The sequence below is a fragment of the Klebsiella sp. PK01 genome (assembly GCF_057624675.1).
Genome location: NZ_JBYEZM010000002.1, coordinates 236,107 through 249,264, shown reverse-complemented (window position 1 = coordinate 249,264; position 13,158 = coordinate 236,107). Strand labels below are relative to the sequence as shown.

The 13,158-nt window shown below is 54.7% G+C and carries 10 protein-coding genes and 1 pseudogene; 6 read left to right on the top strand and 5 right to left on the bottom strand.

Annotation, left to right across the window (positions count from 1 at the left end):
* Nucleotides 1-108: 108 nt before the first annotated feature.
* The 3 genes from rsmF to yebS form a co-directional block, all read right to left on the bottom strand.
* Nucleotides 109-1,542, bottom strand: coding sequence for a 16S rRNA (cytosine(1407)-C(5))-methyltransferase RsmF (gene rsmF, locus AC22LX_RS06425; protein WP_487333882.1), 1,434 nt, complete (start codon nucleotides 1,540-1,542; stop codon nucleotides 109-111).
* An 87-nt stretch (nucleotides 1,543-1,629) separates the two neighbouring features.
* A complete protein-coding gene (locus AC22LX_RS06420) occupies nucleotides 1,630-4,263 on the bottom strand; it encodes a PqiB family protein (RefSeq protein ID WP_045390368.1) in 2,634 nt (877 codons plus the stop codon).
* Nucleotides 4,232-5,515 (bottom strand): membrane integrity lipid transport subunit YebS, encoded by a 1,284-nt coding sequence (gene yebS / locus AC22LX_RS06415; RefSeq protein WP_045390370.1) that lies wholly within the window; start codon nucleotides 5,513-5,515, stop codon nucleotides 4,232-4,234. The genes AC22LX_RS06420 and yebS overlap by 32 nt, the downstream gene beginning before the upstream one ends.
* Before the next feature lie 133 nt (nucleotides 5,516-5,648).
* Between yebS and AC22LX_RS06410 the strand changes: the two are divergent.
* The 4 genes and pseudogenes from AC22LX_RS06410 (at nucleotide 5,649) to htpX (ending at nucleotide 10,114) form a co-directional block, all read left to right on the top strand.
* Nucleotides 5,649-6,162 (top strand): annotated as a pseudogene (locus tag AC22LX_RS06410) (GAF domain-containing protein).
* 81 nt (nucleotides 6,163-6,243) lie between these two features.
* Nucleotides 6,244-6,927, top strand: coding sequence for an RNA chaperone ProQ (proQ, locus tag AC22LX_RS06405; RefSeq protein ID WP_015366026.1), 684 nt, complete (start codon nucleotides 6,244-6,246; stop codon nucleotides 6,925-6,927).
* Between the two features lie 19 nt (nucleotides 6,928-6,946).
* A complete protein-coding gene (prc, locus tag AC22LX_RS06400) occupies nucleotides 6,947-8,995 on the top strand; it encodes a carboxy terminal-processing peptidase (protein ID WP_045390372.1) in 2,049 nt (682 codons plus the stop codon).
* Nucleotides 8,996-9,229: 234 nt separating this feature from the next.
* Nucleotides 9,230-10,114 carry a protease HtpX gene (gene htpX / locus AC22LX_RS06395; protein ID WP_045390374.1) on the top strand — a complete coding sequence of 295 codons (885 nt, stop codon included), beginning with the start codon at nucleotides 9,230-9,232 and terminating at the stop codon, nucleotides 10,112-10,114.
* Between the two features lie 70 nt (nucleotides 10,115-10,184).
* On the opposite strand, the gene AC22LX_RS06390 is transcribed toward htpX, so the two are convergent.
* The gene (locus AC22LX_RS06390; protein ID WP_487333881.1) at nucleotides 10,185-11,555 is read right to left on the bottom strand and encodes an MFS transporter; all 1,371 of its coding nucleotides are present in this window, start codon (nucleotides 11,553-11,555) and stop codon (nucleotides 10,185-10,187) included.
* A gap of 177 nt (nucleotides 11,556-11,732) precedes the next feature.
* On the opposite strand from AC22LX_RS06390, the gene kdgR reads away from it, so the two are divergent.
* Complete coding sequence (kdgR, locus tag AC22LX_RS06385) at nucleotides 11,733-12,524, top strand: DNA-binding transcriptional regulator KdgR (protein WP_045390378.1); 792 nt, start codon at nucleotides 11,733-11,735, stop codon at nucleotides 12,522-12,524.
* Between the two features lie 43 nt (nucleotides 12,525-12,567).
* Here the strand turns inward: kdgR and AC22LX_RS06380 are convergent, their stop codons facing one another.
* Nucleotides 12,568-12,807 carry a YobH family protein gene (locus AC22LX_RS06380; RefSeq protein WP_015705933.1) on the bottom strand — a complete coding sequence of 80 codons (240 nt, stop codon included), beginning with the start codon at nucleotides 12,805-12,807 and terminating at the stop codon, nucleotides 12,568-12,570.
* A gap of 159 nt (nucleotides 12,808-12,966) precedes the next feature.
* Here AC22LX_RS06380 and mgrB point away from each other — a divergent pair, with 159 nt between their 5' ends.
* Nucleotides 12,967-13,110 carry a PhoP/PhoQ regulatory lipoprotein MgrB gene (mgrB, locus tag AC22LX_RS06375; protein ID WP_015366032.1) on the top strand — a complete coding sequence of 48 codons (144 nt, stop codon included), beginning with the start codon at nucleotides 12,967-12,969 and terminating at the stop codon, nucleotides 13,108-13,110.
* Nucleotides 13,111-13,158: the final 48 nt, after the last annotated feature.

Here is a 13,158-nt window from a genome sequence, read left to right as displayed (position 1 = left end):
CACCCCGTTTGTCTGCTGAGTTGTGGTACGACCAGTTAGGCCGTCATTTTTCAGCGTAGACAACGGGGAGTAAATCGCCAGTCAAAAAGTGCGCTTTTTGGCGCGCGGTCACGACTTTCCAGCGAAGAGTTTGCCGTCGCGCACCAGTTCGCGGGGGTAACTGTTTTTCAACCGCGATCCCACACGCTTGGCAAGTCCTAATGGCGTTCCCTGGAACGTGACAATCACTTCGTCCTGCCGCGGCGGCGCCTCGGGATAGACATCGCGTCCACGATACCACTCTTCCGCTTCCGCTAAGGTGAGCTCAAACGGCTCCTCTGGCGCGGCCAGCGCGATCGCTGCTTCATGCTGCCAGCGGTAGCCTTTGTTATGCGTTTCAGCGAGGCGGATCCCGATGCGCGAAAAACGGACGTTGCCGATTAGCGCTTCCAGCGCCTGTGGGAACAGCCAGATTTCTTTATCACGCTGCCACAGATGAAGATGCTCTCCCCAATGCAGGCCAACGGCGTTGGCGGCTGCGGTGACAGCCGCTGCCTCACGTCCTTTCATCGGCGCGAAAGGGAACTTACCCACTTTATAGCCGGGCGCAGGCAGCGGATCGATAGAGGCGGTTTTACGCAGGCGGGCAACGAAAAAACCCTCACAATCAAAAATCTGCGGGAACACGTGCAGGAAGCCTTCGTCGGTGAGCGCCTCGCGGGCCTGTGGGAACAGTGAATCCAGCGTCAGGACTTCTACCGTCTGCGGGTAGGTCTGCAGGAGCCAGTTTATCACTTCCTCGTTTTCTTCACGGTTCAGTGTACAGGTGGAGTAAACGAGGGTGCCGCCAGGACGCAGAGCGTGAAAGGCGCTGTCAATGAGCTCACGTTGGGTGGCGGCAATCTCCTGATTACTTTCTGGCGACCAGTTTTTTAGCGCATCAGGATCTTTACGCACTACCCCTTCGCCCGAGCAGGGGGCGTCGAGCAAAATGGCATCAAAGCATTCGGGTAGCGCGGCGCCGAAGACGCGCCCGTCGAAGTGGGTGAGGGCAACGTTCGTGATGCCGCAGCGGCTGATATTGGCGTGCAGCACTTTCACCCGACTGGCGGAGAATTCGTTAGCCAGAATCCCGCCGTGATTGCCCATGCGAGCGGCGATTTGCGTCGTTTTGGAACCCGGCGCGGCGGCGACGTCCATCACTCGCTCAGGCATGTTCCCATCGGCGAACAGCGCCGCTACCGGCAGCATCGAGCTCGCTTCCTGAATATAAAATAGCCCGCTCAGATGCTCGGCGGTGCTGCCCAGCGGTAATACATCGTCGTCATCGCGCTCGATCCAGAAACCCTCGGCGCACCACGGAACCGGCGTTAACTGCCAGCCGTAAGGGGCGACCAGTTGCAGAAAATCAGCGACCGTAATCTTCAACGTATTGACGCGGATACTGCGACGCAGCGGACGCTGGCAGGCGGCGATAAAGTCATCGAAAGAGAGATGCGTTGGCATAGCCGCACGCATTTGAGCGAGGAAGGGTTCCGGAAGATAGACAGCGTTTTGAGCCACGAGCAGCGCACCACAAGAAAAAAGGGTGCGCAGTTTACCATAAACGCCCCGGAGCGGGACACCGGGGCGTTTATGGGACATTGGGAATTAATTAGGTAGCGCCGTTCCCCAATCGCGCCACTCTTTCGGCTCGCTTTCCAGCAGCAGGAAGTGCTTGCCATCCTGCGCTTTCGGCGCCAGCGGCGTTCCCGGCGGCGTGGCAAAGGCAATACCGCCGCGAATAAACTGGTTGAAGGTACCTGTTTTCACCACGCCGCCAATCAGGCCGAAGTCGAGGCTATAGCCGGAAGCCAACCAGAACACCGAGTTGTTGCGCACCAGGTACTGATAACGCTTACTGATACGCAGCTTAACCATTACGCGGTCGGACATTGAACCCAGGGTCAGCCCGGTCACGGTGCCCACTTCCAGGCCGCGGAACAGCACCGGCGTACCAATATCGAGCGAACCGGCTTCCGGCACTTCGACGATAATACTCAGGCCATCGATGTAACGTGAGTCGGTGATGGTGGTGTCCTGAATCTCAAAGTCGCGGCGCGGCGAACCACGGCCGGGTTCAACGTTGATATAAGACTGGAAAATCGTGTCCAGATGTTCAACGCCGGCGGCAGAGATCTGCGGCGTAATGACCGAGAAACGCGTCCCGGCACGGGCAAAGGTGCCGACATATTCCGGATAAAGTACCGCTTTGGCCTGAACTTCATTCTTTGCCGTGATCAGTTCCAGCGACTGGATCTGGCCGATGTCGATACCGAGGTAGCGAATCGGCATACCCGCCGCCATTTTACCGGCATCGAAAGCGTGCAGCGTGATCTGGCCGCCCACCGCGCGGGCGGCGGTTTCGGAGGCGTACAGGATACGCTTATTGTTCAAGCGCGCGTTGGCGCTGCTGCCGCTGAGGTTATCGAAGCTGATGGCGCCTTTCAGCGCGCGCGCCAGCGGTGACGCCTGCACGGTTAGCCCATTACCGTCGAGTTTTACCTTTGCGCCGCCTTCGGCCCAGAAGACGCTGTTATTGGTCAACAAATGGCGATATTCCGGTTTGATATGCAGATCGATATCGAATGCGTTGCTGCGCGGCTTCACCGAGATGATCTCGCCGACGGCGAATTTGCGATACAACACTACCGAGCCTGCCTGCACATCGGGCAGCGTTTCCGCAGAAAGGCTTAGCGTGGTGGTTGGGATTTCACTAAGGCTATTTTCCTGCGCTTTTTCCAGGTTGGCATACAGCGGATAGCGGCTCTGCATTTCCCCTTTTTCGCCGGGGATGATGCGGATCCCGCCATCAACCCATTCGCTGGCGCTGGCGCCGAGTACCTGCACGCCATCCAGCCCAACTTTCACATCAAGGCGGCTGTTGACGACAAATTTGCTATCGCCGCGTACCAGATTGCGATACTCCGGCGCAATGGCGACCTGGAAAGTGACACCCTCTGCGGTTAGCTTGCGTTCCAGCACCTGGCCCACTTTCACGCCGTGCAGCATGAGCGGCTGGCCGGCGGAAACGCCATAGCTTTCCGGCGCCGATAACGTCACGGTGGCGACGTTAGGCTCATCCAGCAGCGCTTTATCGGCTGGCATAACCATAAAGTGATTGCGCGGTTCGCCGTCCCCGGGTACCAGTTCGAAGGTGTTGCCGGTGAGTAGGGCGCTGACGCTTGGGTTATCCAGCGAGATTTTCGGCTTCTTCATTTGAATCAGCGTTTTATCCCGAAGCAGGGTGACCACGCTCGGGTCGACGGTCATCTCACCGCTAACTTTACCGCCGGGATTGAGATTGAGTTTGGTTAACTGACCCACTTCCAGCCCCTGGTACATCAGCGGCGTAGAGCCCGCCTTCAACCCATCGCCGTCGGGCAGCTCCAGCGTCACCAGCACGCCGCGCTGGCTGTGCGCCAGATCCTCATACAGGTTGTACTCGTCGTTTTGCGCCGCCGCTTTGGAGTCGTCTGGCGAGTCAAAGGCGATGGCGCCGTTAACTAACGCGGAGAGATTTTCCAGCTGGACTTTGGCGCCGCTCAGGCTGACGTCGGCTTTAATCCCGGAGACGTTCCAGAACCGACTGCCTTTTTTCACCAGATTGGTGAAGCGACGCTCGATTAATACATCAATCGTCACCCCCTGATTGTTGGCGTTGAGCGTGTAGTCATACACCCGGCCAACCGGAATTTTACGGAAATAGACCAGCGAGCCGCTGTTCAGCGAGCCGAGATCCGGCGCCTGCAGATGAATCATTAGTTCGCCGTTGTTGATGCGGTATTTTGGCTGAGTATCCAGGGCGACGAAGTGATCTTCCGGTTCGCCTTTGCCCGGCATCATGCCGATATAGTTACCGCCGACCAGCGCATCCAGCCCGGAAACACCGGCCAGTGAAGCTTTTGGCGTCACCAGCCAGAACTGGGTGTCTTTGCGCAGCGCGTCTTTCATATCGCTCTTCACGCTGGCGGAAACTTCGATCTTGCTGAGGTCCTTACTCAAAGAGATATCCTGTACCGTACCAACTTCTACCCCTTGATAGCGGATAGGCGTACGCCCCGGAACAATCCCGTTTGCGGACTGGAAATCGATGGTAATCGTCGTTCCCCGGCCTTCAAAGCTGGTCCAGATGAGCCATCCGGCAATCATTAGCGCGATGACCGGCAACAACCAGAATGGCGAGATACGACGTTTGGTTTTTATTTTGGCTTCAGTCGGCGAAGCGGGCGTTTCCTGACTCATGAGCGTCCCAAAGTAAGCGGCTGTCCAGCCATTCAACTGCAAGGATAGTTAAAATCACCGCGCCGCCGAAGTACACCGCCGCCGGCCCCATGGTAAAAGCCAGGAGCTGATCGCGGTTTATCAACGACATGGTTAATGAGATAACAAACAGATCCAACATCGACCAGCGGCCGATCCAGGTAATCAGCCGCAGCAGCAGGATACGCGTACGTAGCCCCTGTTCGCATTTGAATTGTATGCTGACCAGCAGGGTAAATAACACTATAACTTTGGTGAATGGTACCAAAATACTGGCGATGAACACTACGCCGGCGATAGCGACGTTGCTGTTGGCAAGTGAAATAATGCCCGAAAGAATCGTATCTTCCTGGCGCGAGCCATTGACGTAGATTATCGATATCGGCAGCAGGTTGGCCGGCAGCAGGAAAACCAGCGACGCAATCAGGGCCGCCCAGCTACGCTGCAGGCTTTGCGGCCGGCGATGATGCAGCGAAGTATGGCACCGGCGGCAGCGGCCGCGGGAGTCGCGATAACCGGTATAGTGACAGCCGGTGCAAACCTGAAGATTGGTGTCGTAGCGCATTGCCGGTCGTTCGGGATAAAAACGCTCCCACAACTCTTCAACGTTCATGTGGATGAGCGTCAGGATGCTGAGTAGGGTCAGCGCGATAAACGCGATTAGGCCGATGCCGGGCTGCAGGAAGGCATAGTCCTGGACCTTAATGGAGGCGACGCCTATACCGACCAGATAAATGTCCAGCATCACCCACTCTTTCAGTTTCCCGAGCATCAGCAGCACCGGACGCAGGTTCATCCCCAGCACGTTGCCAAGCCAAAGGTAGGCGATGGATACCACCAGCAGGACGGGCGCAACCACGGCGCAGAAGAGCACCATCGCGGCGGTAATGGGGTCGCCCTGGTTGGTCATCTGCCAGATCCCCTGCAGGACGTTAGCGTCAATGCGCACGCCGAGCAGATGCAAACGCAGCAGCGGCTCGCTCCAGGCGAACGGCATCAGCAACATCATCGTAAACGCCATACTGGCAAGCCGCGAGAGGGACCAATCGCGGCCGTCGCGTACTTTCGCGTTGCACCGCGGACACCAGGCGCATTGATTTCTTTTCACAACCGGTATGCGAAACAGCATGTCGCACTGCGTACAGCGCTGATAGTGCGCATGCGGCGTTGGCGAACTGACCGAATGAACGGTAATCTTCTTCGTCGGCGTGATTGAGGGTGTTTTTATCAGCATTTATTACGTTCGGGAATGAATGTATCCCACTATATTAACCCAGGAATGAATTCATCTTGAGCCCGAAGGCATTTAATGCTTATTTTAGTAGGCATCTGCAGATGAGATAGTAAGACAACTAAGTGATTAAAAAATGAACAAAACAGAATTCTACGCGGATCTGAACCGCGATTTCCAGGCGCTTATGGCAGGCGAAACCAGTTTTTTGGCAATGATCTCCAATACCAGCGCGTTGTTGTTTGAACGCCTGGAAGAGGTCAACTGGGCCGGTTTTTACCTGCTGGAAGGCGACACGCTGGTGCTGGGGCCGTTCCAGGGTAAGCTGGCCTGTGTACGTATTCCTGTCGGCCGCGGCGTGTGCGGTTCCGCCGTGGCGCAGAACCGCGTCCAGCGCGTGGAAGATGTCCATGCCTTTGATGGCCATATCGCCTGTGACGCCGCCAGCAATTCGGAAATCGTCTTTCCGTTGCAGGTGAATAATCAGATTATCGGCGTACTGGATATCGATAGCACGGCGTATTCCCGCTTCACCGCAGAAGACGAACAGGGGCTTGCAGAGCTGGTCTCGCGCCTTGAAACGCTGATTGCGGCGACCGATTATCAAAAAATCTTTGCCCACGTCGCAGGATAATCAACGGATAACGTAGCATTTAGCGATGACGTCATTATAATGACGCCTGTTCATGCCTGCGGCTTGTTGGCTACGTCCGTTGTAATCAGGAAATTTCATGGAAAATCAACCTAAGTTGAATAGCAGTAAAGAAGTAATCGCGTTTCTGGCCGAACGTTTTCCTCAGTGTTTCAGCGCTGAAGGCGAAGCGCGCCCCCTGAAAATCGGTATTTTTCAGGATCTTGTAGAGCGAGTTGGCGGCGAGATGAATCTCAGCAAAACCCAACTGCGCGCTGCCTTACGTCTTTATACTTCGAGCTGGCGTTATCTGTACGGCGTGAAAGCGGGAGCGATTCGCGTCGATCTCGACGGCAACCCGTGCGGCGAACTGGAAGAGCAACACGTTGCTCACGCCCGTCAGCAGCTCGAAGAAGCCAAAGCCCGCGTTCAGGCGCAGCGCGCCAGCCAGCAGGCGAAGAAGCGCGAAGCCGCTGCCGCGGCAGGCCAGCAGGAAGAAGGGGCACGCCGCGAGCGTAAACCGCGTCCTCAGCCGCAGGCTCGCCGTAAAGAAGGTAGTGAACAGCGTAAGCCGCGTCCTGCAGCTGCCAAAGCACCGCGTGAAGAGCAACGCCTTACCCCGGTGTCTGACGTCTCTGTATTGAGCGTCGGTCAGGCTCTGAAGGTGAAAGCAGGCAACAACGCAATGGACGCCACCGTTGTGGAAATCACCAAAGATGGCGTTCGTGTACAGCTGACTTCTGGTATGTCAATGATTGTACGCGCAGAACACCTGGTGTTCTGAAACGGAGGCCGGGCCAGGCATGAACAAACTTTTTAAGCTCACCGCGCTTGCGGGCCTGCTAGCAATAGCAGGCCATGCCTTCGCCGTGGACGATATCACCCGAGTCGATCAAATTCCCGTGCTGAAAGAAGAGCCGCAGCACGCGACGGTGAGTGAGCGCGTTACCTCGCGCTTTACTCGCTCCCATTATCGGCAGTTTGATCTCGACAACGCCTTTTCGGCAAAAATTTTCGACCGCTATCTGAATCTGCTGGATTACAGCCATAACGTGCTGCTGGCCAGCGACGTTTCTCAGTTTGCGGCGCAAAAAAATAAAATCGGCGACGAACTGCGCAGCGGTAAACTGGACGTTTTCTACGACCTGTATAACCTCGCGCAGAAGCGTCGCTTTGAGCGTTACCAGTACGCCTTAAAGGTACTGGATCGTCCGATGAATTTTACCGGCAACGACAACTTCAATCTCGATCGCAGCAAGGCACCGTGGCCGAAGGATGAATCCGAGCTTAACGCGTTGTGGGACGCCAAGGTGAAGTTCGATGAACTAAGCCTGAAGCTGGCGGGTAAAGACGAGAAAGAAATTCGTGAAACCCTGACTCGTCGCTACAAGTTTGCGATTCGTCGCCTGGCCCAAACCAACAGCGAAGACGTCTTCTCGCTGGCGATGACCGCTTTCGCGCGCGAAATCGACCCGCATACCAACTATCTCTCCCCGCGTAACACCGAACAGTTCAATACTGAAATGAGCTTGTCTCTGGAAGGTATTGGCGCGGTGCTGCAAATGGACGACGACTATACGGTGATCAATTCACTGGTTGCCGGTGGTCCTGCGGCGAAGAGCAAAGCGATTAGCGTTGGCGACCGTATCGTCGGCGTCGGTCAGCCGGGTAAGAGCATGGTCGATGTCATCGGCTGGCGGTTGGACGATGTTGTCGCGCTGATCAAAGGGCCGAAGGGCAGCAAAGTTCGCCTGGAAGTTCTGCCGGCTGGCAAAGGGGCGAAAACCCGAATTGTTACTCTGACCCGCGAACGTATTCGTCTTGAAGACCGTGCGGTTAAGATGTCGGTCAAAACCGTCGGTAAAGAAAAAGTCGGCGTGCTGGATATCCCGGGCTTCTACGTTGGCCTGACCGATGACGTCAAAGTGCAACTGCAGAAGCTGGAAAAACAGAATGTCAGCAGCATCGTCATCGATCTGCGCAGTAACGGCGGTGGCGCGCTGACGGAGGCGGTTTCGCTCTCTGGTCTGTTTATCCCATCCGGCCCGGTGGTGCAGGTGCGTGATAACAACGGTAAGGTTCGCGAAGATAGCGATACCGACGGTGTCGTCTACTATAAAGGTCCGCTGGTGGTCCTGGTCGATCGCTTCAGCGCCTCGGCATCGGAAATTTTTGCCGCCGCGATGCAGGACTATGGCCGTGCGCTGATCGTCGGCGAGCAGACCTTTGGTAAAGGAACCGTTCAGCAGTATCGTTCGCTAAACCGTATCTACGATCAGATGTTGCGCCCGGAATGGCCGGCGTTAGGTTCCGTACAGTACACCATCCAGAAGTTCTACCGCATTAACGGCGGCAGCACTCAGCGTAAAGGGGTTACTCCGGACATCATGATGCCAACCGGTAAAGAAGATCGCGATACCGGCGAGCAGTATGAAGATAACGCGCTGCCGTGGGATAGTATCGATCCGGCGACCTACGTGAAGTCCGGCGATATGAAACCGTTCGAACCTGAACTGCTTAAGCGCCATGAAGACCGTATCGCGAAAGATCCGGAATTCCAGTACATCATGAAGGATATTGCGCGCTTTAACGCTATGAAAGACAAGCGCAATATTGTTTCTCTGAACTACGCGCAGCGTGAGAAAGAGAATGAAGAAGATGATGCAATTCGTCTGGCGCGAGTGAACGATCGCCTGAAACGCGAAGGCAAGCCGCTGCTCAAAAAGATTGACGATCTGCCGAAGGATTATCAAGAACCGGATCCGTATCTTGATGAGACCGTGCATATCGCCATTGACCTGGCGCAACAGGAAAAAGCTCAGCCTCCGGTAGAGCCGCCGGTTAGCAAATAACTCCTCAACGGGCACAAGTGATTGTGCCCGTTTCTTTTTCTCTCTTCATCTGCCCGTCGACTTTATTCAACAAAAATGTCAACACTCTCTCAGGGTGTCAGCGATATGCTACAAAATGTAAAGTTGTGTCTTTCTCGTGACTTAGCAGGGCCTGATAGTTGAAAATTAGCATCTGACCCATACGATATGGGTATCGCATAGTGCGTTTTGTTAAATCGAGGTAAAAAGAATATTATGATGCGAATCGCGCTTTTCCTGCTGACTAACCTGGCAGTCATGGTGGTATTTGGCCTGGTGCTTAGCCTGACGGGGATCCAGTCGAGCAGCATGACCGGCCTGCTGATCATGGCGCTGCTGTTTGGTTTTGGCGGCTCGATCGTTTCGCTGCTGATGTCGAAATGGATGGCGCTGAAGTCGGTTGGTGGGGAAGTTATCGAGCAGCCGCGTAACGAAACTGAGCGTTGGCTGATGAACACCGTCGCGCAGCAGGCGCAGCAGGCGGGCATCGGCATGCCGCAGGTGGCGATTTATCACGCCCCGGACATTAACGCCTTCGCCACCGGCGCGCGCCGCGACGCTTCTCTGGTCGCCGTGAGCACCGGCTTGCTGCAGAATATGAGCCGTGACGAAGCGGAAGCCGTTATCGCTCACGAAATCAGCCATATTGCCAATGGCGACATGGTCACCATGACGCTGATTCAGGGGGTAGTGAACACCTTCGTTATCTTTATCTCCCGCGTTATCGCGCAGATTGCGGCTGGTTTCCTCGGCGGTAATCGTGAAGATGAAGGCGAAAGCAGCAACGGTAACCCGCTTATCTACTTTGCGGTCGCTACCGTACTGGAACTGGTGTTCGGTATTCTCGCCAGCATCATTACCATGTGGTTCTCGCGCTATCGTGAATTCCACGCCGATGCTGGTTCCGCCAAACTGGTCGGCCGTGAGAAGATGATTGCTGCATTGCAGCGCTTGAAAACCAGCTATGAACCGCAGGAAGCGAGCAGCATGATGGCGTTCTGTATCAACGGTAAAGCGAAGTCGATGAGCGAACTGTTCATGACCCACCCGCCGTTGGACAAACGCATTGAAGCGCTGCGCAGCGGGGAATACCTGAAATAATCTGGCGTGCAGACGTTGAAAATAAAAATCCGCAGCTTTCGGGCTGCGGATTTTTTTTGGCCGCGCGTTATCAGGCGGCGCGCGGTTGAGTTACGCGTAGTCCGCTGATGGCAGCGGCAACCACCGCCAGGGCGCCTGCCAGCAGAAGCGCGGTATGGGTGCCGCTATCGCCCGCCAGGTTAAACAGCAGGGCGACCAGCGCGGCGCCGCTACTTTGTCCCAGTAAGCGTGCGGTACCTAACATGCCGCTGGCGCCGCCGCTGCGATGAGCTGGCGCGGAGGAGACAATAGTATGGTTGTTTGGCGACTGAAACAGCCCGAAGCCCGCGCCGCACAGCGCCATCCGCCAGATAATATCGAGGTCGGAAGGGGAAGAGGGTAATAGCGCAAGGCCAAACAGGCCGCAGGCCATGATCATCAACCCCATTGCCCCCAGTAGCCCGGCATGAACTTTCTCTATCAGGTAACCCGCCAGAGGGGCCATCACCATGGTCGCCAATGGCCACGGCGTTAACAGCAGCCCGGTCTCTACTTCACTGCGTCCGATAACGGTTTGCAGGAAAAAGGGCAGGGATACCATCGCCAGCATCTGGGCGCAAAAAGAACAGATTGAGGTACAGATAGAGAGCGAAAAGATCGGAATTCGCAGTAAATCAACGGGTAGCAGTGGTACCGGCATGCGCAACTGCCGTCGCACAAAGAAGAAGCCGATAATCAGCATGGCGATGACTTCCGCGAGCACCAGATAACCGGATTGCCCCTGGGCAAAGCCGCCGAGCGCCGTGATGAGCAGCCCGAAGGTGAGAGCGTTCATGATCGCGCTCGTCAGATCGAAACGGGTAATTTTGCTGGCGGCGCTGTTGGGCGGCAAAAAACGCATAGCGAGGAAAATAGAAATAATCCCCAGCGGTACGTTGATTAAAAACAGCCATTGCCAGGAGGCGAGCGAAAGAATAGCGGCGGCAATGGTTGGCCCCGCGGCGGAGGATACGGCGACAACGAAAGAGTTGATGCCCATTCCACGTCCTAGCTGCCTTTTAGGATAGATAAGGCGAATCAGCGCCGTGTTGACGCTCATCAGCGCTGCGCCACCTAAACCTTGAGCCACTCGCGCCAGCGTCAACATCTCAAGGCTTCGGGAAAGTGCGCAAATCAACGAGGTGATAGTAAATACCACCAGACCGATTTTATAGATGCGCCGATAGCCAACCATATCGCCAAGAAACGATAGCGGTAGCAGGGCGATGACAATAGCGATTTGATAAGCGTTGACTATCCAGATTGACGATGCCGGCGAAGCATTGAGGTCGGTGGCAATCGTCGGCAGGGCGACGTTGGCGATAGCGCCATCAAGTACGGCCATCGTCAAGCCTAAAACAATCGTCAGAATGGCGCCGTAGCGCTGCGGCGCCGGCAGGCCATCCAAAAATTTTTTATCCATGTGAAGTTTAAGTCTTAGAGGAAACTATTTTCTGATTAATGATTTTAGCATTGATTATTCAACCATAAGTCGCAGATTTGTAACCAACTCGCAGAACAACGATTGCGACGGTCATAATGTGAATTTATAATAAAAAACAGTTCTGAATTTTATAAAACAGTTACGATGAGGTGAACAATGGCAGCTGCTGATATGGATAAACAGCCAGATTCTGTCTCTTCAGTATTAAAAGTTTTTGGCATCCTGCAGGCTTTGGGCGAAGAGCGTGAGATTGGTATCACCGAATTGTCACAGCGTGTGATGATGTCTAAAAGCACGGTGTATCGTTTTTTACAGACTATGAAGTCGCTGGGCTATGTCGCACAGGAAGGCGAGTCTGAGAAATATTCTTTAACGTTGAAGTTGTTCGAGCTTGGCGCGCGGGCATTGCAGAACGTTGATCTGATCCGCAGCGCTGATATCCAGATGCGCGAAATTTCGCGTCTGACTAAAGAGACGATTCACCTCGGCGCGCTGGATGAAGACAGCATCGTTTATATCCACAAAATTGATTCCATGTATAACCTGCGGATGTATTCGCGTATCGGTCGTCGTAATCCGCTGTATAGCACCGCCATTGGTAAAGTGCTGCTGGCGTGGCGCGAGCGGGCGGAAGTCGAGCAAATCATGGAGGGCGTGGAGTACAAACGTAGCACCGAGCGAACCATTACCGATACCAGCGAGCTGTTGAAAGTGCTGGACCAGGTGCGCGAGCAGGGCTATGGCGAAGACAATGAGGAGCAGGAAGAAGGATTACGCTGTATTGCGGTGCCGGTCTTCGATCGCTTTGGCGTGGTGATTGCCGGCTTGAGTATTTCCTTCCCGACGCTGCGCTTCTCTGAAGAACGTTTGCACGAGTATGTGGCGATGCTGCATGCCGCCGCGCGTAAGATTTCCGAGCAGATGGGTTATAACAATTATCCGTTCTGATAGTCAGCGGGAGCTACAGCGCGATGCTGTAGCTCCACTTGTATTAACCCTGATCGATAACCTTCACGCTTTTGCGCAGAATCGGGCAGTTGGTAATGCCGATAATACCGCTATCAGAGTGAACATATTGTGCGGTGGTGATGCCTTGCGCCGTCAGGTATTTGCACTGTAGTCCCAGCCCGCCAGCATTCTGATTGCTGCCAATTAATACGCCATAACCGCTTAATAATACGCCAATCCAGACGATCGCCAGTATGACAATAGAGCGAATGATCAATCGCATTGTTGCCTCGTTATTTGTATGATCCTGACGTTTATTCTGGCACGAACATTATTTGATACAAGTCTATGATTCCTAAACTCGCCTTTCGTATTACAGTTAGCCGCGGTTTAAGAAGGCCGTGTTATCCTGGCAACATCTGATTATGGTACGGAGAGTGGAGTGAAAAAATTACGCTGGGTTTTGCTGATTGTTGTCATAGCGGGCTGTTTACTGCTGTGGACTCAGATGCTTAACGTAATGTGCGATCAGGATGTGCAATTTTTCAGCGGTATTTGCGCTATTAACAAGTTCATCCCCTGGTAAGACATTTTTGTGCCGACGGATTTTCTTCTGCCGCGCGGGTGGTAGAAT

What these genes read in the sequence shown, in the direction of transcription:
- AC22LX_RS06420 (WP_045390368.1), bottom strand. Translation starts at nt 4,263, where the DNA reads ATGAGTCAGGAAACGCCCGCTTCGCCGACTGAAGCCAAAATAAAAACC.
- yebS (WP_045390370.1), bottom strand. Translation starts at nt 5,515, where the DNA reads ATGCTGATAAAAACACCCTCAATCACGCCGACGAAGAAGATTACCGTT.
- proQ (WP_015366026.1), top strand. Translation starts at nt 6,244, where the DNA reads ATGGAAAATCAACCTAAGTTGAATAGCAGTAAAGAAGTAATCGCGTTT.
- prc (WP_045390372.1), top strand. Translation starts at nt 6,947, where the DNA reads ATGAACAAACTTTTTAAGCTCACCGCGCTTGCGGGCCTGCTAGCAATA.
- htpX (WP_045390374.1), top strand. Translation starts at nt 9,230, where the DNA reads ATGATGCGAATCGCGCTTTTCCTGCTGACTAACCTGGCAGTCATGGTG.
- AC22LX_RS06390 (WP_487333881.1), bottom strand. Translation starts at nt 11,555, where the DNA reads ATGGATAAAAAATTTTTGGATGGCCTGCCGGCGCCGCAGCGCTACGGC.
- kdgR (WP_045390378.1), top strand. Translation starts at nt 11,733, where the DNA reads ATGGCAGCTGCTGATATGGATAAACAGCCAGATTCTGTCTCTTCAGTA.
- AC22LX_RS06380 (WP_015705933.1), bottom strand. Translation starts at nt 12,807, where the DNA reads ATGCGATTGATCATTCGCTCTATTGTCATACTGGCGATCGTCTGGATT.